This is a genomic window from Selenomonas sp. oral taxon 138 str. F0429, assembly GCF_000318175.2.
GTDB classification, from domain to species: domain Bacteria; phylum Bacillota; class Negativicutes; order Selenomonadales; family Selenomonadaceae; genus Centipeda; species Centipeda timonae.
Window position 1 is genome coordinate 1 of record NZ_KB290950.1, and the last position, 24,711, is coordinate 24,711.

Consider the following 24,711-nt stretch of genomic DNA (forward strand, 5'->3'; position numbering starts at 1 on the left):
TTTTGAGAAGATTACGCAGGAGGGAGATGATACTATCTGGCGGCTGAATCTTGCGGGCTATCAGAAGCAGGGGAAATTTATTTCCTTAACGGAGGTATCTGCATGAATCACTTGACCTATCAAGGCGAAGGAGTAGATAATCATGACTTCAAAAGAAGAAATTCTCAATGATCTCCAACTAATTTTTCAAGATGTTTTTGATGATGAGGATCTCGTCATCACCAATGAGAGCAATGCAGAGCAAATCGAGGATTGGGACTCGCTGTCTCACATCCGTCTTGTTGTTGCCATCGAAAAGCGGCTTAACATCAAGTTTTCTTTTGCTGAACTGAGGGATCTGAAAAATGTTGGTGAAATGATTGACCTTATTCAGGGAAAAATAGGGGTGAATTAAGTAGTGTTTTTACTTGTATATTCAGGCTGCTTCGGAGCAGGTTTAAAAGAATGTAGGGGGTGAAAGCGAATAATATATTGTGCATTGGTTATACCGCATAGAAAAACTGCGATGAATACATGTTGTTTCATTGCAGTTTTTCTATGTGCTATGTTGCTTCTTTGTCTATCTCCTGCATATCCTCCACATTCACCCCCGGCGTAATCCCACGCGTGACACGGTTTTCCATGCGGTCGTGGACGTGGGCGTACTTCGCCGTGACTTTGGGGCTGCGCTGGCGCAGGGTCTCCTGGACGACGCGCAGATCCTTCGTCTCCTGATAGAGGTTTGTGCCGCAGCTGTGGCGGAAGAGGTGGCAGGCATAGCCAGGCTGTTTCAGCCCCGCGTCCGTGAGGGCACGATTGATCACGTAGCGGATGCCAACGCGCGTGATACGGCCGTTTCGATTGTTCGGCGAGCAGGAGATGATGGTCGGGGTGAGACGGTTCTCGGGCGGGATTGCACCACGCGTCTCGATATACGCCTGAAGGAGCTGAAAGGTTTCCTCGCATGGGTAGATGATGCCTGCATGTCCCTTGCCTCGGATCTCGATGCGGCCGCGCTGCCAGTCGATGTCCTCGTCGGAGAGACGCATGACCTCGACGACGCGCAGTCCCTCGACGCCCATGAGGTAGACGATGAGGAGGTTGCGCAGGCGCCGTAGGGCGTTCTTGTCCGCCGCAAGCCCCTCGCAGATCTCCTTGATCTGGTCGACGGTGAGATATTTATAATCCTCATCAAGGTGCTGTGGGTTGCGCAGCTGCAGATCAGCGCAGGGGTTCTCCTCGATGAAGGAGAGCCGCTGCGCGACCTTGTAGAACGCGCGGATTGCCGCGCCCTTGATCATGAGGGTTGCCGCGCTGTAGCCGCGCGTGCGCATGTCCTCCATGTAGACGCGGATCTGGTAGTCGTGCACGTCGTTCAGCGGATGCAGATTCTGCTCCATGCACCAGTGGAGGAAAAGGCGGATGGCAAGCTCGTAGGTGTCGCGCGTGTCCGCTGTCGGCGCACCGCCCGCAATGTAGCGCGGGAGATATTCGTAGAAATGCACGATGAAATACTCGGGTGTGATGGCATCCTGCCGCACGTTCAGGGAGAGATCGCCCATACGGCGCACACCTGCGGGCGCAGTCTCCGTGCGCCGTGCAGGGACGCCCATCGCAGCTGCTCCGCCGCTCCGATAGCTTTCGTTTGCCGCCATGATTTCACCCGCTTTCGTTTTCGTTCGTGGATTGATTATAGCACGGAGGGGGGGCGTTAGCAACAGGTGATAAATACGCAAAAGCCGCTGTGCAGAGTGAATGCACAGCGGCTTCGTTCTTTTTATTTGTTCTCTGCAATCTCCTGCACGATGGCGAGCGTCAGTGCTGCCGCATCATAGAGATCCTGCTCGAGGATGCTTTCCTCCTTCGTGTGGCAGTCCGTCATGCCGACACCGAGGACGGTGGTCGGCACGCCGTAGGCGTTGAAGTGGTTCGCATCCGAGCCACCGCCTTCCTCCTCGAGTACGACGGGGAAACCAAGCTTTTCTGCCGCGCGCCGCAGGTACTGAATGGGCAGCGCATCTGCGGGCAGCTCGTAGGGATCGTAGTCCTTTTTGAGGTCGATTTCCGCCGTGCAGCCCGTTCCTTTGACTGCCTCATTCACGGCGTCCATCATGCGCTGCGTGAGGGCGTCGAGCTTTGCTTTGTCACGGCTACGCGTCTCAAAGTTCAGCGTGCAGAACTCGGCGACGACGTTGGTCGCCGTGCCGCCCTCAATCTTGCCGACGTTGCAGGTGGTCTCCTCGTCAATGCGTCCCTGCGGAACGGCAGTGAGCACTCTGCCCGCCGCAGTGATGGCGTTCCGCCCTGCGTCGGGGTCGATGCCCGCGTGTGCCGCCTTGCCCACGATGCGTACGGCAAGCTGATTCTTGCCGGGGGCTTTGAACGCCGCCGTGCCCGCGTGTCCGTGTGTGTCGAGTGTGTAGCCAAAATCTGCGGTGAGGAGCGATGCGTCGAGGCAGCGCGAGCCGTTGACACCGCCCTCCTCGGCAACGGTAAATACAATTTGGAGATTGCCGTGTGGGATGTCATGTTCCTTCAGGCAGCGCAGTGTTTCGAGGATGGCGACCACCCCCGCCTTGTCGTCTGCGCCGAGGATGGTTGTGCCGTCGGAGCGGATGACACCGTCCTTCAAAATGGGCTTGATGTTCGCGCACGGCTCGACGCAGTCGATATGCGCCGTGAGCATGATGGTGGGCGCACCCGCGACCGTGCCCTTGAAATTTGCGACGATGTTGCCGCAGTTTCCGCCGAGTGCCTTGCCCGCTGCGTCTTCGTGAATTTCTGCCGCACCGAGGTCACGCAGACGTGCGGTCAGGAGATTGCCCATCTCGCGCTCATCGAGCGTTGAGCAGCGGATGGAGACCAGTTCGAAAAATTCGTCCAGTACGCGTTTTTTGTCAATCATGTCTGCCTACTTTCCAAGGAAGAGGACGATCATAAAGGTAATCGTGGCGAGTAGCATTGGGAGCGCGTTGCGCTTCGACAGCTCCATCGGGCTGACCTTGGCAAGTCCCGCGCAGACGAGTGCCGCACCCGCGACGGGGGACATGGAGCGTCCGATCGAGCCCGCCATCTGTGCGAGCGAGCCGAGGTCAATGATGCTCATACCGAACGATGCCGCCTGTGGTGTGATCGCACCGTTGAAGGCGAGCGCGGCGGCATCACCCGAGCCGGAGATGACGGCGATGATGAATGGACCGAACGCGCCCGCAATCTTGGCAACGGACTCCGAGCCTTTCATCGCTTCGATGAGGGCGTCGGTCAGACCCATCGCTGCCATACCGGCGGTAAAGACCGCCGCAGAGACGATGAGACCGATGACACCGCCATATGCATCTCCCATGCCGTCGAAGAATTTCTTCGTGATTTCCTGCGGATTCTGCCGTGTGACGATGAGGGCGAGTACCGTGCCGACAATCATCGCAGTCGGAACATCCGTGAGCGGCAGGACGGCGATCTGCTTGCTGCCAAGCACGAGCAGGATGAGCGGGACGAGGGGGACGACGGCGTAGAGCGGATTGACCTTGAAATCCTTGCCGCCCTCCTCCTTTTCGAGTTGTGCGTGATAGGCAAGGCGTCGTGCCTCGTCGGGACCCTCCTTGCGCATGGTGGCGATGATGGTGAGTGTGACGACAGCGACGATGGAGGCGACGATTGCCGCAGGAACCTGCGCCATGATGACGGTCATGAGGTCGGTCTGCGCGAGATCGGCGACGAAGATGTTGTGCGCCTGTCCAGGACTGATCGCGCTGCCCCATGTGCCTGCGAGCACCGCCGCGCTCGCCATCGCAGGATGGACACCCGCCGCCATGAGCGTCGGGATGAGGATGCTGCCGACCGCCGCCGAGCAGCCCGCCGCACTCGGAATGGCGATGTTGATCCACCATGTGAGCAGCGTTGCGAGCGGGATGAGGATGAATTTGCTCCGCGTGATAACCCCCGAGATGGACTCGACGAGATGGCGGTCGCAGGTTGTGATCTTCATGACGAACGAAAAGCCCATGACCGTACAGATCACGGGCACGAGCGAGCCGTGTACCATCGTCTTGCTGAACGTCGCGACGGCGTTGCCCGTGACGCCGCCGATGAAGCACATGAGAAAGCCTGCAGCGAGCAGCACCATACGCGTCTCATACTTCTTGATGATCGCGGCAAAGGCGATGATGACGATAATTCCTCCGGCAATAGCCAATGAAAGGACCTCCTTTGAATCGATACCAAAACTGTATAAGAGTTCGATAAAAACGGGGGAATTCCTTCATGAAAATAGGGAAGTACCGTTTTAGCGGTTCTTCCCTATGTACGCAATGTTGTTATTCGGCGATTCCCGGCCGCGTCATCTGGCGTGGCGAGAGGATGTGATTCAGCTCTTTTTTCGAGAGGATGCCCTGCTCGAGGATGATCTCGCGGATGGGCTTGCCCGTCGTATATGCCTCGCGTGCGAGCTCGGCGGACTTCTCATAGCCGATGTGCGGCAGGAGTGCGGTCACGATGCCGACACTGTTGTCGAGCCACTTTTGGCACTGCTCGACGTTCGGCTTCAGATCGATGAGGAGCTTGTCGACGAAGGTGTCGACCGCGCGCGTGATGTAGTTCAGCGAGTTGAACATGTTGAACGCCATGACCGGCTCCATGACGTTCAGCTCGAACTGTCCGTTCTCCACGCCGAGCGTCACGGCGAGGTCGCCCGCGATGACTTGATAGCACGCCTGATCGAGCACCTCGGCGATGACGGGGTTGACCTTGCCCGGCATGATCGACGAGCCCGGCTGCCGCATGGGCAGATGCAGCTCGTTCAGCCCGCAGCGCGGTCCCGATGCCATCAGGCGGATGTCATTTGCGAGCTTGATGAGGACGAGTGCCGCATTCTTGAGCGCGGAGGAAAAATCGGCGAATGCGTCCGTGTTGTTCGTCGCATCGATGATGTTCTGTGACGTACGGTACTGCTCGCCTGTGATCTCCGAGAGCCGTTTGGCGACCGCCTTGATGTAAGCGGGCTCGGCGTTCAGCCCCGTACCGACAGCGGTGCCGCCCATGTTGATCGTATGGATGTGCCTCTGAACGTAGCGGATGCGGCGCATCGAGCGGCGCACGGCGGAGGCGTATGAGCCCATCTCCTGTCCGAGTGTAATGGGGACAGCGTCCTGCAAATGGGTGCGCCCCATCTTGAGGATGGCGCGGAACGAGGTCGCCTTTTTCTCAAGCTCCGTAGCGAGACGGTCGAGCGATGCGAGGAATACCGTGCTCTTTGCCGAGAGGCAGACCTTGATGCCCGTCGGGAATGCGTCGTTCGTCGACTGTGCCATATTCGCGTGATTGTTCGGCGAGATGATATCGTAGCGTCCCTTTGCCTCGCCGCGCAGCTCGAGGGCACGGTTGCAGAGCACCTCGTTCATGTTCATGTTGATGGACGTGCCCGCGCCGCCCTGAATCGGGTCGACAGGGAACTGCTCAATGTGCCCGCCCGCGATGATCTCGTCTGCCGCCTGCACGAGCACGTCACCAATGTCGTGCGGGAGACGGCCTGTGTCCATATTCGCGAGAGCCGCCGCCTTCTTCACCGTGGCAAGTGCTTTGATAAAATCGGGATCGAGCTTCTGTCCCGTGATGTTGAAATTCTCGATGGCACGCATCGTCTGCACGCCGTAGTAGACATCATCGGGGACTTCCAATTCACCGAGAAAATCGTGTTCCGTTCGCATGATGCTCTCTCCTTTCGATGACTGCTGTATTGTCAGTCCAATGCCTCAATCATCGCCGTAAAGCCCTTGACGAGCGTCTCGACACCCATCGTCGGGTACTGGCTTTCGATCCCCTTGCGCACAGCCATCTGCTCGGGCAGGTAGGGAATGTGGACAAAGCCGGCGGGGATGTGCGCCTTGCCCGCTGTGGCGAGGAGGTGGAGCACGCCGTAGAGCAGGTGGTTGCAGACATAGGTGCCCGCCGAGTTTGAGACGCTTGCGGGGATGCCCGCCCCCTTCATGTTGGCGACCATCTTCTTGATCGGGAGCGTCGCCCAGTAGGCGATGGGACCGTCCTTCGCGACCGGCTCATCCACGGGCTGATTGCCCTTGTTGTCGGGGATGCGGAAATCATCGACGTTGATGCCGATGCGTTCGACCGTGATGTCGGGGCGGCCGCCCGCCTGCCCGACGATGATGACGGCATCGGGCGAGATCTCGTCCACCGCCGAACGCACCGCGTCGAGTGCCTCATAGCGCACCACGGGGATTTCACGCGCAACGACCTCATAGCCGTTGATGTTCTTGCCGGCGAGCTGCTTGACCAGCTCCAGCGCAGGGTTGACCGTCTCGCCGCCGAAGGGCTGAAAGCCCGTGATCAGAAGTTTTTTCATAGCGTATTCGCGGCGGGGATACCGCCGCCGCCCCCTTTCAGTTCTTATCCGTGGAATCCGAGGAAATACATGAGCAGGATGTTTGCCGCGAGCAGTGAGATTGCGAGCGGGATCTGTGCGCGAATGACCCCGTATTTGCTCTGCATCTCAAGCAGTGCCGCAGGAACGATGTTGAAGTTTGCCGCCATCGGTGTCATGAGCGTGCCGCAGTAGCCCGCGAGCATCGCAATCGGAGCGACAATGAGAGGATTTGCACCGTGCGCGACGATGACAAGGGGAATGCCAATGCCGCTCGTGATGACCGCGAATGCAGCGAACGCATTGCCCATAATGATGGTGAAGATTGCCATGCCGAGACAGTAGGCAATCACAACGGCAAGTGCACTGTCCGTCGGAATGGCACTTGCCACGATGTCGGAGACAATCTTGCCGATGCCCGCCTTGGCAAAGAGCGAGCCAAGTGCTGCAAGCAGCTGTGAGAGAATCGCAGCCCAGCCGATGGCATCGATGAGGCGACGCCCCTCATGGAACGTCTGGAGCGGTGCGCCACGCGTGATGGCGAGCGCAATTACAATGGCGACAATGGAGGCGATGCCGAACGAGACGAGTGCACCGAGCTTCGTTGTCGCCGCGAGGATCAGCGTGATCACGCCGACCGCGAGGACGGGGATGAGCAGACGGTTGCCGAGTTGCTGCGCCGAAGCATTTTTTTCCTCCTTGGAGGTCTCATGATAGTCGCCGTGTCCCATCTGTTTTGCAGCGACAATGACCGCCATCAGGATGACCATCCATCCCGCGTTCTCGTTGCCGAGTGCCGAGCCGCCGAGGAAGGTGATGCCGTAGACGAGCCAGAACAGACCCGTGCCGAAGCGTTTTAGATTTTTACTGTCTCCGAACGAGAGCACCCCGAAGAGGACGAGGTAAATCCCGCAGAGGAGATAGACGTGATCGAGTGTCAGCATAGCAGTCCCTCCTTAGCCTTTCTTCGTCTCGTTGTATGCCGCAATCTCCTGCTCGATGCGCCGATCGAAGAGATGGAAGCGAATCGCCGCAAAGAGGAAGGCGACCACGGCGGTTGGAATGCAGTAGAGTGCCATCGTGACGAGATCCACCTCGTAGCCGTGTTCCTCGAGCACTCCTTTGATGAGGAGCAGCCCGCCCGCCGCGATAAAGACGTTCTGCGCGAAGAAATTGCCCGCGTTCTCCGCCGTCGCCGCATGGCCGCGGATCTTGTCGAGGATCTCGGGCGATGCCTTGCGTCCCTTGAGTGCCGCAGCCTCGCCCATCGGCGAGATCAGCGGGCGGATGAAGGTCGGATGTCCGCTGAGAGAGATGCCGAGCGCGACCGTGACCTGCCGCACGAGCATATAGAGCACGAAAATGCGCCCCGCCGTTGCCGCTGAGATCTTCGAGATGAGATGTTCGGCGCGCTCGCGCAGTCCAAACCGCTCCGAGAGTCCGATGACGGGCAGCACGAGGATGAAGAGCGACATATAGCGGTTCTTGATGAATGCTTCGCCGATGACCGTGACGATCTCCTGCAGGGACATCCCTGCGGCAAATCCCGTGACGAAGCCGGCGACGATGACGACCAGCAGTGCGTTAAACCGCAGTGCGAGCCCCACCACCATGACGAGGATGCCGGATAGAACAAGCATAGATGATACCTCCTGTGAAAATTGGAATCGCTGATAATAAAATGAAGTCTGTCGGATTGGTGAAGCTTTTTGTTCGGTCAAGGAGACAAACTGGACGCATAGCCAAAGCTATGTGGAGGATTTGTCGACGATGGCAGGGCGAAAAAGATGCACCAAGATGACGGTGCTGAATTTATCAGTGCTTCCAAGTTATTTCCTTGCGGCGCAGTCGAGAATGTGCGGATCAAAGCCGAAATCCTCAAACCCTGCGCGGCAAGCGGCGACGTAGTCGGCATCGGGCGTGCCGAGCGGCATCCCGTCCACCATCGTGTAGAGGAATACCGCCGTGTCTTTGATGACACCCGTCTCCCGCTCCGTTAGTTGGACGTGCCGTACCTCCTTGCGGTAGAGCGCAGGGAAAATCTCATAGCTGTCGAGCGCCTTTTCATCGCTCTCCGTCACCGACCAGATCCCGAGGGGCGTGGTCGCCCCCCTCCTCTCTGTGAGCGTCAGATAGACGCGCGGCGGACTGCCGCGATACTCCAGAGCAGTGTCCGCGAGCTGCGCCGTACCGACGATGACCGCGCTTGGACATCGCTCCCGCATCGCCGCAACATTCAGATTGCTGCCGTAGGCAGCATAGAGTCTTTTCATCATACCCCTCCTGTTTTCAACAGTTGTATCAGTATACCACAAAAGCAAAGGATGAAATTATTTTTTTGAAAAAACTTTTCTTCTGTGTGAGCATACATTTTTGTGCTGCTTGGTTATAAGTTCATTTTCAATCCGTTGATTATCCGCATTTATCCAATTATTTGCAGGATTGTGCGGCAGAGATTCGTTCTTGTTGCAGGATTCCATCTCTCCTATAATGGGAAATACGGGAAGGAGGTGGCGTATGGAAGGAAACGAGCGACGCAAACAGTTGGCAAAATTTCTGCGCGCTACCCTCTCAGCCGCACCCGTCACGGCTGAGAATCTGGCACGAATGCTTGCGGTATCCGTCCGAACCGTACGCTACGATCTAGACGCGCTCACGGAGGAGCTGCGGTGCGAAGGGCTGTGCATACGCTCGCAGGCACGGTGCGGCATCTGGCTGGAACGCGTGGAGGTGCAGGAGGCGGCGACCGCCGCGCCGGTACTGGATCGCAAGGAGCGGCGTGACCGCATTATCCTCGCGCTCCTCGGCGATGCGCCCTGTTCGATTGACGGACTTGCGGAGGAGCTTGCCATCAGCCGCAACACCCTCATCAGCGACCTAAAGGATGTTCAGGCAACGCTCGAGCAGCGTGGACTTGCGTACGTCTCAAAGCGCGGCGCGGGCATTGCAGCGACCGGGGGAGAGCAGGAGCTGCGCGATATGCTCATCCATATCTTCGCCAAAGAAGAGCATGATTTTCGCCATTTTGATCGTACGGATGCAGCCTCCTCTCCGTTTCGCCGCTATGCACATGACCTTCCAATGGCAGAGATTGCGGCGTTCTTCCTCGACCTCTTGGGCAGACGCGGCGTGCTCGGGAGCGATCTCTCGATCAACCGTATGATCTGCGCGCTTGCCGTCCAGATGCAGCGGCTGCGCAAGGGGCATCAGATCACCGAGGGGCGTCCCGTGGATTTTCTGTCAAATGAGGGGGAGGCAACGGAGTCTCTGGCTGCGGAGATTGCGGCAGGGATGGCGGGCTATGCGCCGGAATTCCTGCACGCAGCAGAGATCCAGCACATTGTCAAGGAGCTGCTGCACAGCCGCATCTACGCCTTTCGCGAGGAGCCGGGACGCACGCAGGAGACGGCGCGCGCACTTGCGCGGGAGTTTGTCGCATATGCACAGGTCTGGTTGGATGATACGTATGCAGACGATGAGGAGCTGCTGCGGAATCTTGCGGTACATCTCCGTCCTGCACTTGAGCGGGCGCATGTCGGCATTGTGTTGACGAATCCGCTTCTCGAACGCATTCGGGAGCAGTACCGTGCCATATTTTTGATTGCTGCGCGCGCAGCGGAACGTCTGGGGGAGCGGATGAATCTGCGCTTCTCGGAGGATGAGATCGGCTATTTGACGCTTTACCTCGGTGCTGCGATCGAACGGAAGAAGCTGCGGAAGTCGCGCAAGCTGCCTGTGGTGCTCATTTGTGGCAATGGTGTCGGCACGGCAACCTTGCTTGCAAATACGATCCGCAACCGTCTGCCGAACCTGCACATCGTACGCATTCTTTCTTACTACAACATGAAGCCGGAGGATGTTGCCGATGTGGATGTCGTTATCAGTACGGTGTCCGTGCAGCTGCCCGAGAAGACGGTACTGCGCATCTCACCGATCCTGACGGATGCGGAGAGCGAGATCATCGAGGAGCAGCTGAAATATCTCTATGACAGCCGCTTCATCATGGAGGGGAATACAGTACGCATATCGGGCGGTATGCGCCTCGTCGACCTCCTCACGGAGGAGATGATCGAGCTTCATGCACAGGCGGCTGATTGGGAGGCGGCGGTACATGCTGCGGGGCATCTGCTCCATGCGGCGGGGGCGGTCGATGCGTGTTACATTGGGCGGATGGTGGAGAGCGTACAGGAGTTCGGTGCGTACATCGTCGTGTGCCCAGGGGTTGCGATGCCACACGCACGTGCTGCAGACGGGGTGCGGCGGCTTGCCGTCAGTTTTGTCCGGCTGGCACATCCCGTTGCCTTTGCAGAGCGGGACGGCGCGGAGGCGGATCTGCTCTTTGCCTTTGCAACGCCGGATGAGAAGGCTCATCTTGAGCTTTTGCTCGATCTCTGGACAATTTTCAGCGATGCGGAAACGCTGGAGTATCTGCGGAAATGCCGCACAGCGGAAGAAGTTCGAGCCGTGATAGGTCGCTGTACAGCAGCGCGGAAGGAGTGAATTTATGCTGGGAGATTATATTTCTCCGGGAGGAATCATGCTGCAGGAGACGTGCCGTGATTGGGCGGCGTGCATTGACCGAGGAGCTGCACCGTTGCTCACTTGCGGCGCGATCCTGCCGTCCTATCCGGAGGCAATCAAGCGTAGCCACCGTGAGATGGGACCCTATATGGTTATCGCGCCCGGCATCATGCTTGCACACGCCAGACCGGAGGAGGGGGCGAAGGCGGTGGGGCTTACGATTCTGACGCTGCGCGAGCCGGTCGCGTTTGGCAGCGAACACAACGACCCCGTGCGACTCGTCATCACGCTCGCGACACCCGATGCCAAGAGCCATGTGGAAATGCTCGAGGCACTGTCAGAGTTCCTGATGACGGAGGGGATGGCGGAGCAGCTGATGGCGGCAAAGTGTGTGGAGAGCGCAGAGGCTCTGTTTGGTAAAAAGAAAAGGAGTGCGTGACAATGAAGATTCTGGTATGCTGCGGCAGCGGTCTCGGCAGCAGTTTCATGATCGAGATGAACATTAAGAAGGCTCTGCAGGAGATTGGCGTGGAGGCAGAGGTGAATCACAGCGATCTCTCGTCGGCGGCGGGCATCAAGGCGGATATTTACGTGGGGACACGCGATATCGCTACACAGCTCGTCGGGCTCGGTGGCGAGGTTGTCTCGCTCAACAATATGATTGACAAGAAGGAGCTTGCCGAGAAGATTGCGGAAGCAGTCGCCAAGGTAAAGGGATAAGGAGGAATCATCATGCTGAGTTTTATCCTTGACATTCTAAGCGTGCCGGCGGTTCTGATCGGTCTCGTCTCGATGATCGGTCTCATTGCGCAGAAAAAGGGGCTCTCCGATATCCTCAAGGGCTCGATCAAGACCATCATGGGTGTTCTGATTCTCGGCGGCGGCGCGGGGCTTGCCGTTGCCGCACTCACGCACTTCGGCACGATGTTTCAGCACGGATTCGGCATCAACGGTGTCGTTCCGCACAACGAAGCGATTGTCGGTATGGCTCTGAAGGAGTTTGGTACACAGACTGCGCTCATCATGGCATTCGGTATGGTCGCAAACATCCTCATCGCGCGCTTTACGCCGCTGAAATTCATCTTTCTTACGGGGCATCATACGCTCTACATGGCGTGTATGATCGGGATTATTCTCACGGTTGGCGGGTTTGAAGGCGTGACCCTCGTGGCAATCGGCTCGATCCTGCTCGGCTTCGTCATGGCGTTCTTCCCCGCAATCGCACATCCGACGATGAAGAAGATTACGGGCAGCGATGATGTCGGTTTTGGCCATTTCAGTACGCTTGGCTATGTATTCTCGGCGTGGGTTGGCTCACTCGTCGGGAACAAGGAGCGCTCGACAGAGGACATCAACTTCCCGCAGAGTCTCGCGTTCCTGCGTGACTCCTCGCTCGCCGTCTCACTGGTCATGCTCGTTCTCTTCCTCATCGTTGCCCTTGCCTGTGGCCCGCAGTATGTGGAGACGGAGCTGAGCGGCGGGCAGAACTTCCTCGTGTTCTCGCTCATTCAGGCGATCACGTTCGCGGGCGGTGTCTACGTCATTCTCGCCGGTGTTCGCCTCATTCTCGCGGAGATCGTGCCCGCATTTACGGGAATTGCAACGACACTTGTGCCGAATGCAAAGCCTGCGATTGACTGTCCCGTCGTCTATCCCTATGCGCCGAACGCCGTGCTTATCGGCTTCCTATCGAGCTTCGTTGGCGGTGTTGTGGGCATGGCGGTACTTCTGCTTGCGGATAAGTCCTTCCCGGGGCTGCCCATCATTCTGCCGGGCGTTGTACCGCATTTCTTCTGTGGTGCGACGGCAGGTGTCTTCGGTAATGCGACGGGCGGTCTGCGCGGCTGTATCGCAGGTGCATTTGCACAAGGGCTGCTCATCACATTCCTGCCCGTATTCCTCATGCCGGTTCTCGGCAACCTCGGCTTTGCCAATACGACGTTCAGTGATGCGGACTTCGGTGCGGTCGGCATCATCCTCGGCAATGTGATTCATATGCTGAAGTAATTTATCCAATGAAAAAAACCGCTTTGGCAGTCTGCCAAGGCGGTTTTGCGCAAGGAGGAAAAGATGGAACTCGAAGAACTGAAGGAGGCGGCGCGCAGAATCCGGCGCGCGACGATCCAATCCATTCATGCGGTTGGAACGGGGCATGCGGGCGGTGCACTTTCGATTGCCGATCTGCTCGCCGTGCTGTATTTTGATGAGATGCGTGTGCGGCCTGCAGACCCGAACTGGGCAGAACGTGACCGTTTCGTGTTGTCGAAGGGACATGCGTGTGCCTCGCTCTATGCAGCACTTGCAGAGCGCGGATACTTTCCTGCGGAGGAGCTGCTGACACTGCGCCAGTATGGTTCACGTTTGCAGGGGCACCCCGATATGAAGGTGACGCCGGGGCTGGATATGTCCTCCGGCTCGCTCGGACAGGGGCTCTCCATTGGAAACGGTATGGCACTTGCCGCAAAGCTGCGGAGGATGGACTATCGTGTCTACGTTCTGCTCGGCGACGGTGAACTCGAGGAGGGGCAGATCTGGGAGGCGGCGATGACGGCGCGTCGCTATGCACTGGATAACATTGTTGCTATTGTGGACGCGAACGGGCTTCAGATCAACGGAGCAGTCGAGGAGGTCGCGGGGCTGTCGGATATTGGCACGCGTTTTGCCGCCTTTGGCTGGCATGTCATTGATATCGACGGACACGATCTCGCGGCGATTCGCGCTGCATTTGCTGCCGCACGCGAAACTGCAGGCGTACCGACGGTGATTGTCGCACATACGGTAAAGGGAAAAGGTATCTCCTACATGGAGAATCAGGTAAAGTGGCACAGCGGCGTGCCGTCTGAGGACGAATACCGCACAGCTCTGCAGGAACTCGGAGGTGAGGCGTAATGGGAACGGCAATGCGTGAGATTTTTGGACGTGTCCTGCAAACGATGGCGGAGGATCCGCGCCTTGTGGTACTCGATGCGGATCTCGGCTCGGCGACCAAGGTGCTGATGTTTCGCGATGTATGTCCCGAGCGGTTCGTGGATGTCGGCATTGCAGAGCAGGATATGATTGGCACGGCGGCAGGGCTTGCCTCCTGTGGGATGATTCCCGTCGCGGCGACCTTTTCCGTCTTTCTCGCGGGCAGGGCACTCGACCAGATCCGTAACAGCGTCGCCTATCCGAAGCTGAACGTAAAGCTCGTGGGGACACATGCGGGCGTGAGTGTCGGCTATGACGGCGCATCGCATGAGGCGGTCGAGGACATTGCCGTTATGCGCGCACTGCCGAACATGACCGTGCTCTGCTCCTCGGATGCGGTCGAGACGGAGGCGATGGTGCGTACGGCAGTTGCTCATGAGGGTCCTGTCTATTTGCGCATCAGCCGCATCGGCACGGCGGACTACCATGCGCCTGACTATGAATTCGTCGTCGGCAGGGGCGAGGTCGTTACGGACGGCAGCGACTGCACGGTCGTCGCGACGGGTATCATGGTCGAACAGGCAATGATCGCCGCGCGCGAGCTTGCGCAGGAGGGCATCCGCATCCGCGTTGTCAACATGCCTTCGATCAAGCCGATCGACCGCACACTGCTCGTCGATTCCGCCCGAAAAACGGGTGCTGTCGTCACGGCAGAGGAACACAGCATCATCGGTGGACTCGGCTCTGCCGTTGCGGAGGTACTCGCGGAGGAGTATCCGGTACCAATGCGTTACGTCGGGATTCGTGACCGCTTTGGAACGTCGGGGGATCCGAATGTCCTGCTCGAGGCGTACGGCCTGCGTGCCTCACATATCGCCGCGGCGGTCAAGGATGTACTGCACGCAAAGGGATAACGTTGCTTTTGCACGAAAATCGGGGCGTTGTACGAAGTTTTTCGCTTCGTACAACGCCCCGTTTACGTGCGCATATTGCGCTGTTCTTTAGTGAATCTCAATCTGCTTGCGTGCGGGTGCGTCCGCCGTCTTCGGCAGGCTCACCTGCAAGACACCGTCCTTGAACTCCGCGTGGATGTTTGCGTCGTCGATGCCGTCGATGTAGAACGAGCGGCTGACTTCACCCGTGTGACGCTCACGGCGGATGTAGTTCCCTGCATCGTCTTTCTCATCGTTGGATTCCGTGCGCGAGGCGGCAATCGTGAGATAGCCGTTCTCGTAGTGGAGGGCGATGTCCTCCTTCGTCATGCCCGGCAGATCGGCGGTCAACTCGTAATGGTCGCCACTGTCCTTCACGTCCACCTTGAACGAGCTTGCCCCCCAATTCGCAGTGGGGAAGTCATCGTGGAAGAAGGAATCGCGCATCGCGTCGAAGAGTGCGAACGGATTCGCGCTGTCACGCTGCGAAAGGTTACGGCGTCCGGCAAAAGGTACAAGTCCAAACATGGTAATCAACTCCTTAGAGATTTGCGGCATATGCGATGTTTGGTATTCGATATGCCATTCAGTTGCTTTTGATTGGGAAGGTGGTTTGAATCACCTTTCGATTGTTATTATACCCCAAATAGTCAAAAAGTCAATAGGTCAAAAAGAAAAGTTTGAAAAATTTTTGGAAGGGGCTATAATGGAGAAAGTAATTCCATTGATTTTACGAGGAGGAATGATATATGGATAAGGATATCCTTTTCATCGGCTATCCGAAGTGTTCGACCTGCCAGAAGGCGGAGAAGTTTCTGCGTGCGCACGGCTGTGAGGCACCCATGCGCGACATCAAGACGGAGAATCCGACGGCAGACGAACTGCGTGTGTGGCACGAACGGAGCGGGCTGCCGTTAAAGCGTTTCTTCAATACGAGTGGCATGCTCTACCGCGAGCTTGCACTCAAGGACAAGCTGCCTGCAATGACGGAGGAGGAGCAGTACGCTGTGCTCGCCTCGGACGGAATGCTCGTAAAGCGCCCGCTGCTCATCACGAAGGACTGTGTGCTCACGGGGTTCCGCGAGAAGGAGTGGGCGGATTGCATGGCGGAATAAACCTCAAAAAAATTAAAGCATATATAGACAAGGGCGAACAAAAAATGTAAAATATATGAGAATAAACGTGACTTTCTTATAAGGGAGGATGGGGGTTCACATGAATTTACGCGCAAAGATTATGATGCTGGTCGGCGTGCCGCTGATCTTCGTTTTCCTCATACTGCTGGGGACGATTTATTGGAAGGCGTCGGACAGCATCAAGGATGTCGCATCACGTGAGATGATTCAGATGGCGGAGGTGAATGCTGCCAATATCAATACGGCACTTCAGGCGAAATCCCGTCAGCTCGAGACAGTTACGCGGCTGTGGGGGACGGAGAATGCCTCGTACGATGAGATGATGTTGGGGGCACAGGAGTTTGCAACCAAAACGTCTGATTTCTTTGTCGGGTTTCCCGATCAGCCGTTCATTGACGGCGCAGGATTTGATATTCCCAGCGATTTTGACGCAACCTCGCGCGGCTGGTACAAGGAGGCGGCGGAATCGACGAAGGTGTGTCAGTCGGCTGTCTATAAGGCGGCCAACGGTACGCCGGTCGTCAGTTTCAGCGCGGCGATTCGGAGCGGCGGAAATCTTGTCGGCGTTGCGGGCTGCGATCTGAACCTCGATATGGCGAGAGACCTGCTGTCGAAGGAAAAGATTTACGAAACGGGGAAGGCGTTCCTGATCTCGAAGGAAGGCAACTTCATCTACCATGACAAGTACTCCCTCGACAATAATATCTCCTCGGTAGACGATTCCGACCTAAAGGCGCTGGCGTCGACATTCCTCTCCGGAAAGCCCGTATTCACATCGAGTCCGAACAGCTCGGATAATTTCTACGCCTCAGTGCCTGTCGGTGATTCCGGATGGGTGCTCGTTCTGTGCGTGCCGCAGGCGGAGGTGTATGCCTCCTCAACCGAGCTCCTCGGCATCATGGTGGGCATCACGATTGCGGCATTCGTTCTGCTCGCAGCGATCCTCTTCTATATCGCTCGCCTCATCTCCGTTCCGGTCGAAAATCTCGCGGCGTTCGCGTCGAACGTTGCACGCGGGGATCTGCGCAGCGTACCGCAGCCTCTTGATCGTACAGATGAGATCGGCACGCTTCACAACGCATTTTGCAATATGACGGAAAATCTCCGCAAGCTCATACGGCAGGTCAGCGAGACGGCAGGAAGAGTTGCGGCATCCTCCTCCGATCTGACGGCGAATACACAGGAAGCGGCTCAGGCGTCCGAGTTTGCCGCAAACTCCGTCGCGCAGATTGCAGAGACCTCGACGTCGCAGAGTGAGACGATCGTCTCTGCCGCAGCGATGATGCAGGAGGCATCCTCCAGCATCGGCGAGGTGGCAGATGTCATCAAGGAGATTGTCTCCTCCGCGAAAATGACGGAGGAGGAGACACGTGACGGACAGGCCATTCTCAACCATACGATCAGCAAGATGAACACACTGAAGGATGGGGCGGCTGTTGTTACGGAAACCGTGCGCGGCCTGCAGGAGAGTGCACATGAGGTCTCGAGCATCGTCGAGATGATCACGAGCATCTCCGAGCAGACGAACCTCCTTGCGCTCAACGCTGCGATTGAGGCGGCACGTGCCGGCGAGCATGGCAAGGGCTTCTCCGTCGTTGCGGATGAGGTGCGGAAACTCGCCGAGCAGTCGAAGGAAGCAACGGCGAATATCTCCGAGCTCCTCAATGGGAATGCGGTTCAGATGGATAAGACGTTCCGTGCAATGGAGGAACAGTCCGTGAATGTCGAGAACAGCGTGGAGGAGATCCATCGTTCCGGTGAGAAGTTTACGGCAATCGCCTCGCACATTGAGTCTCTCTCGGAGAGCATCAACCACATCGCACAGATCGCGCAGTCGGTACAGCAGAACAATCAGCGTGCTGTCAACTCCATCGAGGAGCTCAGCAGCGGCTCGAGCGATGCGGACACGAAGATGCAGGAAGAGGTATCGAATATCTCGGCCGTGACAGAGGAACAGGCCGCCTCCATGTCGGAGATTGCGGCTGCGACCCGTACGCTGTCCGAGATTGCCGGGGAGCTGCAGCAGATCACGAAGCAGTTCCAGACCTGAGATTCATAACAGAAAACGTACGACAGTCTGCGATCCTTACGAGGAGAGCAGACTGTTATTTTTCGTGCATTCTGCGGGGAAAAGGTGTAAGATAAAAGAAACAATACACATATATTGAGAGAGGGATGTTTATGAAACGTGAATACATGGACGGAATTCTCTATGCCCTGCTGTTTGCGATACCGGCGTACATTCTGGGGCTGTACTTTCCGATTGTGGGCGGCCCCGTGTTCGGCATCCTGCTTGGCATGCTCTTCGCGAAGAAACGGCGGCCGCAGGCGACCGAGAGTGGTATCAAATTCACGGGCAAGAAGATTTTGCAGTACGCGATCATCCTGCTCGGCTTCGAGATGAATCTCTTTCATGTGGTCGAGGTCGGGGAGCAGTCGCTCTATGTCATGATCTTCACGTTGCTCGCGGCGTTCGGTGCGGCGTTCCTGATGGGAAAGGTTCTGGGGATGGATCGCGATATGACCGCGCTCGTCGGTGCGGGGACGGCGATCTGCGGCGGCTCGGCGATTGCGGCGGTCGCACCCGTGATCGGAGCGAAGGATCGGGATGTTGTGATCTCGATTGCGACGATTTTTTTCTTCAACGTGCTTGCGGTCTTTATCTTCCCGTTCCTCGGGCATAGTTGGGGAATGTCGGACGCGGGGTTCGGCATGTGGGCGGGCACTGCCATCAACGACACGTCGTCGGTCGTTGCGGCGGGCTATGCCTACAGCCATGATGCGGGCGCGTATGCGACCATCGTGAAGCTGACGCGCACGCTGATGATTGTGCCGGTCTGCCTGTTCTTCGCTCTGCTCATGATGCGCAGTGCGGCGCAAAGCGGCGCGGGTTTCTCGCTGAAGCGCATCTTCCCGATGTTCGTGCTCTACTTCGTGCTCGCGTGCATCGTGAATACGACGGGCATTCTCCCCGCCGAGGTTTCGCATGGGCTTGGGATGCTCGGCAAGTTCTCCATCGTGCTCGCGATGAGTGCAATCGGTCTGAACACGGATCTGCCGTCCCTCCTCAAGCACGGGACGCGCCCGCTCCTGCTTGGCATGGTCTGCTGGATTGCGGTCGCGGGTACGTCGCTCATCGTGCAGTATGCACTGGGGCTGCTGTAATAATTGGTGCGGGTTCACTTAGGAACACCGCACCAACTCTCTAAGATACATCCATCTTGTCTCGAAGAACGGAGGAAGTATGACTGACACACAGGAAATTGAACTGCGTCCGTTCCCACCATTCCTGCCGCCGAAGGCGACGGTACTGATGATGGGAACGTTCCCGCCCGCGCCGGAGAAGCGGACGATGGAGTTCCACTATCCGAACTTCCAGAACGATATGTGGCGTGTCTATGGACTCGTCTTCTTTGGCGATGCTGCGCATTTTCAGCGTGTGGGTGAGAAAGCGTTCGATGCGGAGCGGATCAAAGCGTTCCTCACGGAGCGCGGCATCGGTTCGTGCCCAACCGTGCGCCGCGCGATCCGCACGCATGGCAACGCTTCCGATGCGTTCCTCGAGGTCGTGGAGAAGGTCGATCTGCCCGCAGTGCTCGCAGAGATCCCGGGCTGTCGGCGCATCTGCACGACGGGCGGCAAGGCAACGGAGATCCTGCTCTCCCTGCTTGAGGCAGAGGTAAAGGCAAAGGATTTCAAGACGGGCGAGACGATCTCTGCGCGCTGCGGCGACCGCGAACTCCTCGTCACGCGCCTGCCGTCCACCTCGCGTGCCTACCCGATGAAACTCGAAAAGAAGGCCGAGGTATATCGGAAGTTTTTCGTTGAGGCGGGGTTTACGGTGGCAGAGCAGAATAGGTAAACAAAAACGGCACGCTGTGTGCAAAACGCGCAGCGTGCCGAAATTTTATATTTTTTAGAACATATCCTTGTCGAGGATGATGGTCTGCTCGCGCGAGGGGCCGACGGAGATGATGCCGAGGGCGATGCCCGTGACCTCCGCCATGCGCTCGAGGTACTTGCGCGCGTTCTCGGGCAGCTCCTCGTAGCTACGGATGCCGGAGATGTCCGTCTTCCAGCCAGGGAACGTTTCGTAGACCGGCTCAACCTCGGCGAGGACGTTGAGGCTCGCGGGAACGCCCTTCAGCAGCTCTCCCTTGTACTTGTAGCCCGTGCAGATCTTGATCTCGTCGAAGCCGTCGAGGATGTCGAGGCGCGTGACCGCCATGTAGTCGATGCCCGAGAGCAGTCCCGCGTGACGGACAACAACGGCGTCGAGCCAGCCCGTACGGCGCGGACGCCCCGTGACAGTGCCGAACTCATGCCCTGCCGCGCGCAGCTTGTCGCCAATCTCGTTCAGCTGCTCGGTGGGGAAGGGGCCCTCGCCGACGCGCGTGCAGTATGCCTTGACGACGCCGACGACCCTGTCGATCTTCTTCGGCGCAACGCCTGCGCCGATGGTGACGCCGCCCGAGATGGGGTGGGACGCCGTGACGTAGGGATAGGTGCCGTAGTCGATGTCGAGCATGGTCGCCTGTGCGCCCTCGAAGAGCACCTTGCGCCCGGCATCGATCTCCTCGTTGACGAGAGGGATCGTGTCTGTGACGAGCGGACGCAGACGCTCGGCATAGCCCTCGTACTCTGCGAGCACTTCGTCATAGTCGAGCGGCTCGTGGAAGTAGACGGCGGCAAGCTCGCCGTTCTTGACATCGAGGTTCTTTTTAAGTCTTTTTGCGAACTCGTCCTTCTCCATGAGGTCGCAGACACGGATACCGATGCGGTCGTCACGATCCATGTAGCAGGGGCCGATGCCGCGTCCCGTCGTACCAATTTTGTCAGCGCCGCGCTGCGCGTCGCCGATGCCGTCCATCAGGCGATGATAGGGCATGACGACGTGCGCGCGGTCGGAGATGCGGATGTTCGACGTGTCGATGCCGCGCGCTGCCATGGCGTCCATTTCCTGTAGGCAGACCTCGGGGTCGAACGCAACGCCATTTGCGATGATGTTGTGCGTGCCCTTGTAGAGGATGCCCGAGGGCAGAAGGCGGAGCTTGTACTCCTCGCCTGCCGCGACGACGGTATGACCCGCGTTGCAGCCGCCCTGGAAGCGGACGACCGTGTCCGCCTTGCTTGCGAGGTAGTCGACGATCTTCCCTTTGCCCTCGTCGCCCCACTGTGTTCCCGTGATAACGATGGTTGACATAATTGAGTCCCCCTTAATTCTTTCCCTCAAAGATCAAAGCGCGCGAAGATGGAATCCACATGGCGCAGGAAATAGGTATAGTCGAAGCAGGCGTCAATCTCTTCCTTCGTGAGATGAGCGGAAATGTCGGCGTCCTTTTCGACATTTGTGCGAAAATCTTCCTTCTCGAGCCAGCGCTTCATGGCGTTGCGCTGCACCCAGACGTATGCGGTCTGGCGCAGGATTCCCTTGTTCACGAGTGCCGTGAGGATGCGCTGACTGTAGATCAGCCCGCCCGTGCGGTTCATGTTGTGCAGCATGGCGTCGGGGTAGACGAGGAGCTTGTCCACGATGCCGGTCAGCTTGTGCAGGCAGTAGTCCACGTTGATGGTTGCATCGGGCAGGATGACGCGCTCGACGGAGGAGTGCGAGATGTCGCGCTCGTGCCAGAGTGTCATGTCCTCGAGTGCTGCGACGGCATTACCGCGCACAAGGCGTGCCATGCCCGAGACACGCTCGCAGTTGATCGGGTTGCGCTTGTGCGGCATCGCGGACGAACCCTTCTGCCCCGCCTTGAAGAACTCCTCTGCCTCGCGGATGTCCGTGCGCTGCAGGTTGCGGATCTCGGTGGCGATCTTCTCCATCGTGCCCGCGATGATGGCGAGTGTCGTGACGAACTCGGCGTGACGGTCGCGCTGAATGACCTGCGTTGCGAGGCGGACGGGCGTGATGCCAAGCTTCTTGCACGTCAGCTCCTCGATACGCGGGTCGATATTCGAGTAGGTGCCGACTGCGCCCGAGAGCTTGCCGACGGAGACGACCTCCTGCGCGCGTGTGAGGCGTTCGATGTCGCGCTCGATCTCCGCGCTCCACAGCAGCAGCTTCAGCCCGAATGTCATCGGCTCTGCATGGATGCCGTGCGTGCGCCCGATGCAGGGCGTGTGACGGAACTCGTCCGCACGGCGGCGCAGCACCTCGCGGAGCGCGCGCAGATCGTCGAGAATGATGGCTGCGGCATCGCGCATCATGACGCAGTATGCCGTATCCTTGACATCGCTCGAGGTCAGCCCCTTGTGGATGTACTTTGAATCCTCGCCGACGTTCTCCTCAAGATTTGTGAGGAAGGCGATGATGTCGTGATCGGTGGTCTTTTCAATCTCGTTGATGCGTGAGACATCGAACTTCGCGTTCGCCTTGATGTTCTCCACGGCGGCGGCGGGGATCTCGCCGAGCTCCGCCATCGCCTCGCACGCGGCAATCTCCACGTTCAGGATGGTCTGCCACTCGTTCTGGATCGACCAGAGATGTCCCATCTCCGGACGCGTATAGCGTTCTATCATTTGCTTCCTCCTGCTCATGTGCATGAAAGACATAAAACAACACCTTTATCATAGCTCTGTGTGCGAGGATTGTCAATCACGGCTTTGTGTCCGTGTAAAGCCCAATAGTTTGGTACAATCATTTTCATTTCAGACAGTATAGGGTATAATAGGATAAATGAAAGGGGGCGGCGATGATGGCGTTTCGTCGGATTCTTGCAGTGGGCGATATTCACGGTCATATGGAAAAGCTGCGTTCCCTTTGGAAGCAGATCGCATTCGACGATAAAGAAGATATGCTGGTCTTTCTCGGCGACTATATCGATCGCGGTGCTGCTCCCGTCGAGGTCTTGCGCTTTGTGTGCGCGCAGGTGGAGCGGCACACGAATGTCCATGCGCTCTGCGGCAACCACGAAGCGATGATGCTCGGCTATATCAAGACAAATGGGCTTGATGATTTCGACCCCATGGATATTTGGCTGATGAACGGGGGCAAGGTGACGCAGCAGCAGCTCGAGGCGCTCCCCGCGGCGGAGTCGGAGTCCCTCGTTGCATTCGTCAAGGCGCGCCCACTCTATTTCCGCACACAGCACAGCGGGCAGAGCATCCTCTTCGTTCATGCGGGCGTGCATCCCGCGCGCAAGAAGCAGACATCGAGTGATCTGCTCTGGATTCGCGATGACTTTTTCGATCTCTATCGCGGCGCGGAGCTTGTCGTTGTCGGGCATACGCCGACGCAGGCGATCGGCGGGCGAGACATGAGCCGCAATGTGCCGCTCTTCCTGCCGAACAACATCATTGCATGCGATACGGGCTCGTTCCTCCCCGGCGGGCGGATCAGCTGCGTGGATGTGACGCGCTGGCTCGACCTATGCGCAGATGGACATACGCTGACGGCAGACGAGCTCTCCTCCTGTTATATGCAGTCGGCATGAGCTGATGAAAAACACTTGACTTGGAGTCCACACCAGGAGTTATGATGGGGGGACGTGGAAATGTATGAAGGAATGATCTATGAAAAATAAGAAGATGAATCGTCGAAATTTCATTCGTGCGGCTGCGGCGACGGGCGTGCTTGCGGTGGGAGGGACCGCGCTCTGGCAGCTCGATCTGCTGCGAGGCGTGCGCGATACGGCGCTGCGCCAGTTCCCGGGCGTATTCTATATCGAGCGCCTGCGGCAGATTGTCGCGGCGGACAATGCGCACGCACGCGCCCTCATGTGGGAAGTGACGTCGCCCGTCGATCAGCAGATGATTGAGCTGCGTCTGCAGGGGACAGAGGATGTGCGCCGCATTGCTGCAGAGGATGCACGCTTTACCGACGACGGCACCGAGGTCTATCAGTACACGGCGGAGCTCGATCAACTGACGCCGGGGCATATGTATCAGTACCGCATTACGGCGGGGGACGCGGCGACGGACTGGCAGCCGCTCTATACACCAACTGCCGATGAGAACTATAAAATGCTGATTTTCCCGGACTCCCAGTCCTCGGACTATGCGGACTGGAAGCAGCTCGCGCATCTCGCGTGGGCGCGCAATACGGACGCAGAGCTCTTCACCTGCATGGGGGATCTCGTGGACAACGGCGAGGATCGGCTGCAGTGGACGGAGTTCTTCGTCGGGGTCAAGGAAATGCAGCGCTCGATTCCAATGGTGCCGCTCATGGGCAACCACGAGACGTACAATCTTGACTGGAAGGTGCGCCTGCCCGAGGCGTATCTGCATTACTTCAAGACACCGCGCAACGGGAGCAAGGAGTTTGAGCGTTACTACTATTCCTTTGACTACGGCGACGCGCATTATATCGTGCTCTGTACCCAGCAGAAGGAAATCGGGGAGTTCAAGGATGGGCTTGTCGAGGAGCAGCTCGCGTGGATTCGCCGCGACCTGAAGGCACATCGGAAGCGCTGGAATATTGTCTTCATGCACAAGGATGTGCTGCAGTATCGGATCAATGGGCGGCCAGAGCGCACGGAGGGCATCGACGAGGACAACGGACGAGTATGGATGCCCGTCTTTGACGAGCTTGGCATCGACATTGTCTTTACGGCGCATCTGCACACGTATCGCAACCGTGGGCATATCTACGGCTTTGAGAAGACACTGGACGCGAAGGGGCCGCTCTACATCCTCACGGGCGTTGCGGGCAATGTTCGCTATCCGAATCTCTGGATTGATCATGCCTTTGATGAGGTGACACTCCCGCAGCCTGAGACGGACAACTATCTCACGATGGATGTCTCGCGGGATGCGATCGAGATCGCGTGCTTCCTGACCGACGGCACGGAGATGGATCGCGTGCGCGTGACGAAGCGATAGTACTTGGGAAGCACTGATAAATTCAGCACCGTCATCTTAG

The 24,711-nt window shown here is 57.9% G+C and carries 24 protein-coding genes; 13 read left to right on the forward strand and 11 right to left on the reverse strand.

Translation table 11 applies throughout. From position 1 onward, the window contains the following. Window positions 1-142: 142 nt before the first annotated feature. Window positions 143-394, forward strand: a complete 252-nt coding sequence (locus tag HMPREF9163_RS09630; RefSeq protein WP_009441592.1) for an acyl carrier protein — start codon at window positions 143-145, stop codon at window positions 392-394. 148 nt (window positions 395-542) lie between these two features. Here the strand turns inward: HMPREF9163_RS09630 and HMPREF9163_RS09635 are convergent, their stop codons facing one another. From HMPREF9163_RS09635 to HMPREF9163_RS09670, 8 genes are all read right to left on the reverse strand, one after another. Next, window positions 543-1,634, reverse strand: coding sequence for a tyrosine-type recombinase/integrase (locus HMPREF9163_RS09635; protein ID WP_009441593.1), 1,092 nt, complete (start codon window positions 1,632-1,634; stop codon window positions 543-545). Between the two features lie 122 nt (window positions 1,635-1,756). Further along, window positions 1,757-2,884: a M20/M25/M40 family metallo-hydrolase gene (locus tag HMPREF9163_RS09640; RefSeq protein ID WP_009441594.1), complete on the reverse strand. Its 1,128-nt coding sequence runs from the start codon at window positions 2,882-2,884 to the stop codon at window positions 1,757-1,759. A 6-nt stretch (window positions 2,885-2,890) separates the two neighbouring features. After that, window positions 2,891-4,171: a C4-dicarboxylate transporter DcuC gene (gene dcuC, locus HMPREF9163_RS09645; RefSeq protein WP_009441595.1), complete on the reverse strand. Its 1,281-nt coding sequence runs from the start codon at window positions 4,169-4,171 to the stop codon at window positions 2,891-2,893. 121 nt (window positions 4,172-4,292) lie between these two features. Beyond that, on the reverse strand, window positions 4,293-5,681 hold the full coding sequence (locus HMPREF9163_RS09650; RefSeq protein ID WP_009441596.1) for an aspartate ammonia-lyase: 1,389 nt from the start codon (window positions 5,679-5,681) through the stop codon (window positions 4,293-4,295). Window positions 5,682-5,713: 32 nt separating this feature from the next. Continuing rightward, window positions 5,714-6,334 (reverse strand): pyroglutamyl-peptidase I, encoded by a 621-nt coding sequence (gene pcp, locus HMPREF9163_RS09655; protein WP_009441597.1) that lies wholly within the window; start codon window positions 6,332-6,334, stop codon window positions 5,714-5,716. A gap of 44 nt (window positions 6,335-6,378) precedes the next feature. Next, window positions 6,379-7,296 carry a DUF979 domain-containing protein gene (locus HMPREF9163_RS09660; protein ID WP_009441598.1) on the reverse strand — a complete coding sequence of 306 codons (918 nt, stop codon included), beginning with the start codon at window positions 7,294-7,296 and terminating at the stop codon, window positions 6,379-6,381. A gap of 12 nt (window positions 7,297-7,308) precedes the next feature. Next, window positions 7,309-7,992 carry a DUF969 domain-containing protein gene (locus HMPREF9163_RS09665; protein ID WP_009441599.1) on the reverse strand — a complete coding sequence of 228 codons (684 nt, stop codon included), beginning with the start codon at window positions 7,990-7,992 and terminating at the stop codon, window positions 7,309-7,311. A gap of 189 nt (window positions 7,993-8,181) precedes the next feature. Beyond that, window positions 8,182-8,625 (reverse strand): gamma-glutamylcyclotransferase family protein, encoded by a 444-nt coding sequence (locus HMPREF9163_RS09670; protein ID WP_037346925.1) that lies wholly within the window; start codon window positions 8,623-8,625, stop codon window positions 8,182-8,184. Window positions 8,626-8,869: 244 nt separating this feature from the next. On the opposite strand from HMPREF9163_RS09670, the gene HMPREF9163_RS09675 reads away from it, so the two are divergent. The 6 genes from HMPREF9163_RS09675 (at window position 8,870) to HMPREF9163_RS09700 (ending at window position 14,694) form a co-directional block, all read left to right on the forward strand. Next, entirely contained in the window at window positions 8,870-10,852 is a 1,983-nt protein-coding gene (locus HMPREF9163_RS09675) for a BglG family transcription antiterminator (protein WP_009441601.1), read from the forward strand. Between the two features lie 4 nt (window positions 10,853-10,856). Then, window positions 10,857-11,312 carry a PTS sugar transporter subunit IIA gene (locus tag HMPREF9163_RS09680; protein WP_009441602.1) on the forward strand — a complete coding sequence of 152 codons (456 nt, stop codon included), beginning with the start codon at window positions 10,857-10,859 and terminating at the stop codon, window positions 11,310-11,312. 2 nt (window positions 11,313-11,314) lie between these two features. Next, window positions 11,315-11,593 (forward strand): PTS sugar transporter subunit IIB, encoded by a 279-nt coding sequence (locus HMPREF9163_RS09685; RefSeq protein WP_009441603.1) that lies wholly within the window; start codon window positions 11,315-11,317, stop codon window positions 11,591-11,593. 12 nt (window positions 11,594-11,605) lie between these two features. Further along, entirely contained in the window at window positions 11,606-12,880 is a 1,275-nt protein-coding gene (locus tag HMPREF9163_RS09690; protein WP_009441604.1) for a PTS ascorbate transporter subunit IIC, read from the forward strand. Between the two features lie 63 nt (window positions 12,881-12,943). Further along, window positions 12,944-13,762, forward strand: coding sequence for a transketolase (locus HMPREF9163_RS09695; RefSeq protein ID WP_037346928.1), 819 nt, complete (start codon window positions 12,944-12,946; stop codon window positions 13,760-13,762). Beyond that, the gene (locus HMPREF9163_RS09700; RefSeq protein WP_009441606.1) at window positions 13,762-14,694 is read left to right on the forward strand and encodes a transketolase family protein; all 933 of its coding nucleotides are present in this window, start codon (window positions 13,762-13,764) and stop codon (window positions 14,692-14,694) included. The genes HMPREF9163_RS09695 and HMPREF9163_RS09700 overlap by 1 nt, the downstream gene beginning before the upstream one ends. Before the next feature lie 87 nt (window positions 14,695-14,781). Here the strand turns inward: HMPREF9163_RS09700 and HMPREF9163_RS09705 are convergent, their stop codons facing one another. Beyond that, the gene (locus HMPREF9163_RS09705) at window positions 14,782-15,240 is read right to left on the reverse strand and encodes an Hsp20/alpha crystallin family protein (RefSeq protein ID WP_037346931.1); all 459 of its coding nucleotides are present in this window, start codon (window positions 15,238-15,240) and stop codon (window positions 14,782-14,784) included. Between the two features lie 221 nt (window positions 15,241-15,461). Here HMPREF9163_RS09705 and HMPREF9163_RS09710 point away from each other — a divergent pair, with 221 nt between their 5' ends. From HMPREF9163_RS09710 to HMPREF9163_RS09725, 4 genes are all read left to right on the forward strand, one after another. Continuing rightward, complete coding sequence (locus tag HMPREF9163_RS09710; protein ID WP_009441609.1) at window positions 15,462-15,827, forward strand: arsenate reductase family protein; 366 nt, start codon at window positions 15,462-15,464, stop codon at window positions 15,825-15,827. A gap of 100 nt (window positions 15,828-15,927) precedes the next feature. After that, window positions 15,928-17,898 (forward strand): methyl-accepting chemotaxis protein, encoded by a 1,971-nt coding sequence (locus HMPREF9163_RS09715; RefSeq protein WP_037346934.1) that lies wholly within the window; start codon window positions 15,928-15,930, stop codon window positions 17,896-17,898. A 131-nt stretch (window positions 17,899-18,029) separates the two neighbouring features. Next, window positions 18,030-19,013, forward strand: coding sequence for a YeiH family protein (locus HMPREF9163_RS09720; protein WP_037346937.1), 984 nt, complete (start codon window positions 18,030-18,032; stop codon window positions 19,011-19,013). A 79-nt stretch (window positions 19,014-19,092) separates the two neighbouring features. Further along, the gene (locus tag HMPREF9163_RS09725) at window positions 19,093-19,710 is read left to right on the forward strand and encodes a hypothetical protein (RefSeq protein ID WP_009441612.1); all 618 of its coding nucleotides are present in this window, start codon (window positions 19,093-19,095) and stop codon (window positions 19,708-19,710) included. Window positions 19,711-19,764: 54 nt separating this feature from the next. Here HMPREF9163_RS09725 and HMPREF9163_RS09730 read toward each other — a convergent pair whose 3' ends face one another. Next, on the reverse strand, window positions 19,765-21,051 hold the full coding sequence (locus HMPREF9163_RS09730) for an adenylosuccinate synthase (RefSeq protein ID WP_009441613.1): 1,287 nt from the start codon (window positions 21,049-21,051) through the stop codon (window positions 19,765-19,767). A gap of 26 nt (window positions 21,052-21,077) precedes the next feature. Continuing rightward, on the reverse strand, window positions 21,078-22,370 hold the full coding sequence (gene purB, locus HMPREF9163_RS09735) for an adenylosuccinate lyase (protein ID WP_037346940.1): 1,293 nt from the start codon (window positions 22,368-22,370) through the stop codon (window positions 21,078-21,080). Between the two features lie 176 nt (window positions 22,371-22,546). Between purB and HMPREF9163_RS09740 the strand changes: the two genes are divergently transcribed. Both HMPREF9163_RS09740 and HMPREF9163_RS09745 read left to right on the forward strand, forming a co-directional pair. Then, the gene (locus tag HMPREF9163_RS09740; RefSeq protein WP_037346942.1) at window positions 22,547-23,284 is read left to right on the forward strand and encodes a metallophosphoesterase family protein; all 738 of its coding nucleotides are present in this window, start codon (window positions 22,547-22,549) and stop codon (window positions 23,282-23,284) included. A 79-nt stretch (window positions 23,285-23,363) separates the two neighbouring features. Further along, window positions 23,364-24,671, forward strand: a complete 1,308-nt coding sequence (locus HMPREF9163_RS09745) for a metallophosphoesterase (protein WP_009441616.1) — start codon at window positions 23,364-23,366, stop codon at window positions 24,669-24,671. Window positions 24,672-24,711 lie beyond the last annotated feature (40 nt).

Coding starts and splice junctions, on each gene's coding strand:
- HMPREF9163_RS09705 (WP_037346931.1), bottom strand. CDS start 15,240: ATGTTTGGACTTGTACCTTTTGCCGGACGCCGTAACCTTTCGCAGCGT.
- HMPREF9163_RS09695 (WP_037346928.1), top strand. CDS start 12,944: ATGGAACTCGAAGAACTGAAGGAGGCGGCGCGCAGAATCCGGCGCGCG.
- HMPREF9163_RS09660 (WP_009441598.1), bottom strand. CDS start 7,296: ATGCTGACACTCGATCACGTCTATCTCCTCTGCGGGATTTACCTCGTC.
- HMPREF9163_RS09700 (WP_009441606.1), top strand. CDS start 13,762: ATGGGAACGGCAATGCGTGAGATTTTTGGACGTGTCCTGCAAACGATG.
- HMPREF9163_RS09690 (WP_009441604.1), top strand. CDS start 11,606: ATGCTGAGTTTTATCCTTGACATTCTAAGCGTGCCGGCGGTTCTGATC.
- HMPREF9163_RS09630 (WP_009441592.1), top strand. CDS start 143: ATGACTTCAAAAGAAGAAATTCTCAATGATCTCCAACTAATTTTTCAA.
- HMPREF9163_RS09680 (WP_009441602.1), top strand. CDS start 10,857: ATGCTGGGAGATTATATTTCTCCGGGAGGAATCATGCTGCAGGAGACG.
- HMPREF9163_RS09745 (WP_009441616.1), top strand. CDS start 23,364: ATGAAAAATAAGAAGATGAATCGTCGAAATTTCATTCGTGCGGCTGCG.
- HMPREF9163_RS09730 (WP_009441613.1), bottom strand. CDS start 21,051: ATGTCAACCATCGTTATCACGGGAACACAGTGGGGCGACGAGGGCAAA.
- HMPREF9163_RS09640 (WP_009441594.1), bottom strand. CDS start 2,884: ATGATTGACAAAAAACGCGTACTGGACGAATTTTTCGAACTGGTCTCC.
- HMPREF9163_RS09685 (WP_009441603.1), top strand. CDS start 11,315: ATGAAGATTCTGGTATGCTGCGGCAGCGGTCTCGGCAGCAGTTTCATG.
- HMPREF9163_RS09715 (WP_037346934.1), top strand. CDS start 15,928: ATGAATTTACGCGCAAAGATTATGATGCTGGTCGGCGTGCCGCTGATC.
- purB (WP_037346940.1), bottom strand. CDS start 22,370: ATGATAGAACGCTATACGCGTCCGGAGATGGGACATCTCTGGTCGATC.
- HMPREF9163_RS09670 (WP_037346925.1), bottom strand. CDS start 8,625: ATGAAAAGACTCTATGCTGCCTACGGCAGCAATCTGAATGTTGCGGCG.
- HMPREF9163_RS09725 (WP_009441612.1), top strand. CDS start 19,093: ATGACTGACACACAGGAAATTGAACTGCGTCCGTTCCCACCATTCCTG.
- HMPREF9163_RS09710 (WP_009441609.1), top strand. CDS start 15,462: ATGGATAAGGATATCCTTTTCATCGGCTATCCGAAGTGTTCGACCTGC.
- HMPREF9163_RS09675 (WP_009441601.1), top strand. CDS start 8,870: ATGGAAGGAAACGAGCGACGCAAACAGTTGGCAAAATTTCTGCGCGCT.
- HMPREF9163_RS09740 (WP_037346942.1), top strand. CDS start 22,547: ATGGCGTTTCGTCGGATTCTTGCAGTGGGCGATATTCACGGTCATATG.
- HMPREF9163_RS09635 (WP_009441593.1), bottom strand. CDS start 1,634: ATGGCGGCAAACGAAAGCTATCGGAGCGGCGGAGCAGCTGCGATGGGC.
- HMPREF9163_RS09720 (WP_037346937.1), top strand. CDS start 18,030: ATGAAACGTGAATACATGGACGGAATTCTCTATGCCCTGCTGTTTGCG.
- HMPREF9163_RS09650 (WP_009441596.1), bottom strand. CDS start 5,681: ATGCGAACGGAACACGATTTTCTCGGTGAATTGGAAGTCCCCGATGAT.
- HMPREF9163_RS09665 (WP_009441599.1), bottom strand. CDS start 7,992: ATGCTTGTTCTATCCGGCATCCTCGTCATGGTGGTGGGGCTCGCACTG.
- pcp (WP_009441597.1), bottom strand. CDS start 6,334: ATGAAAAAACTTCTGATCACGGGCTTTCAGCCCTTCGGCGGCGAGACG.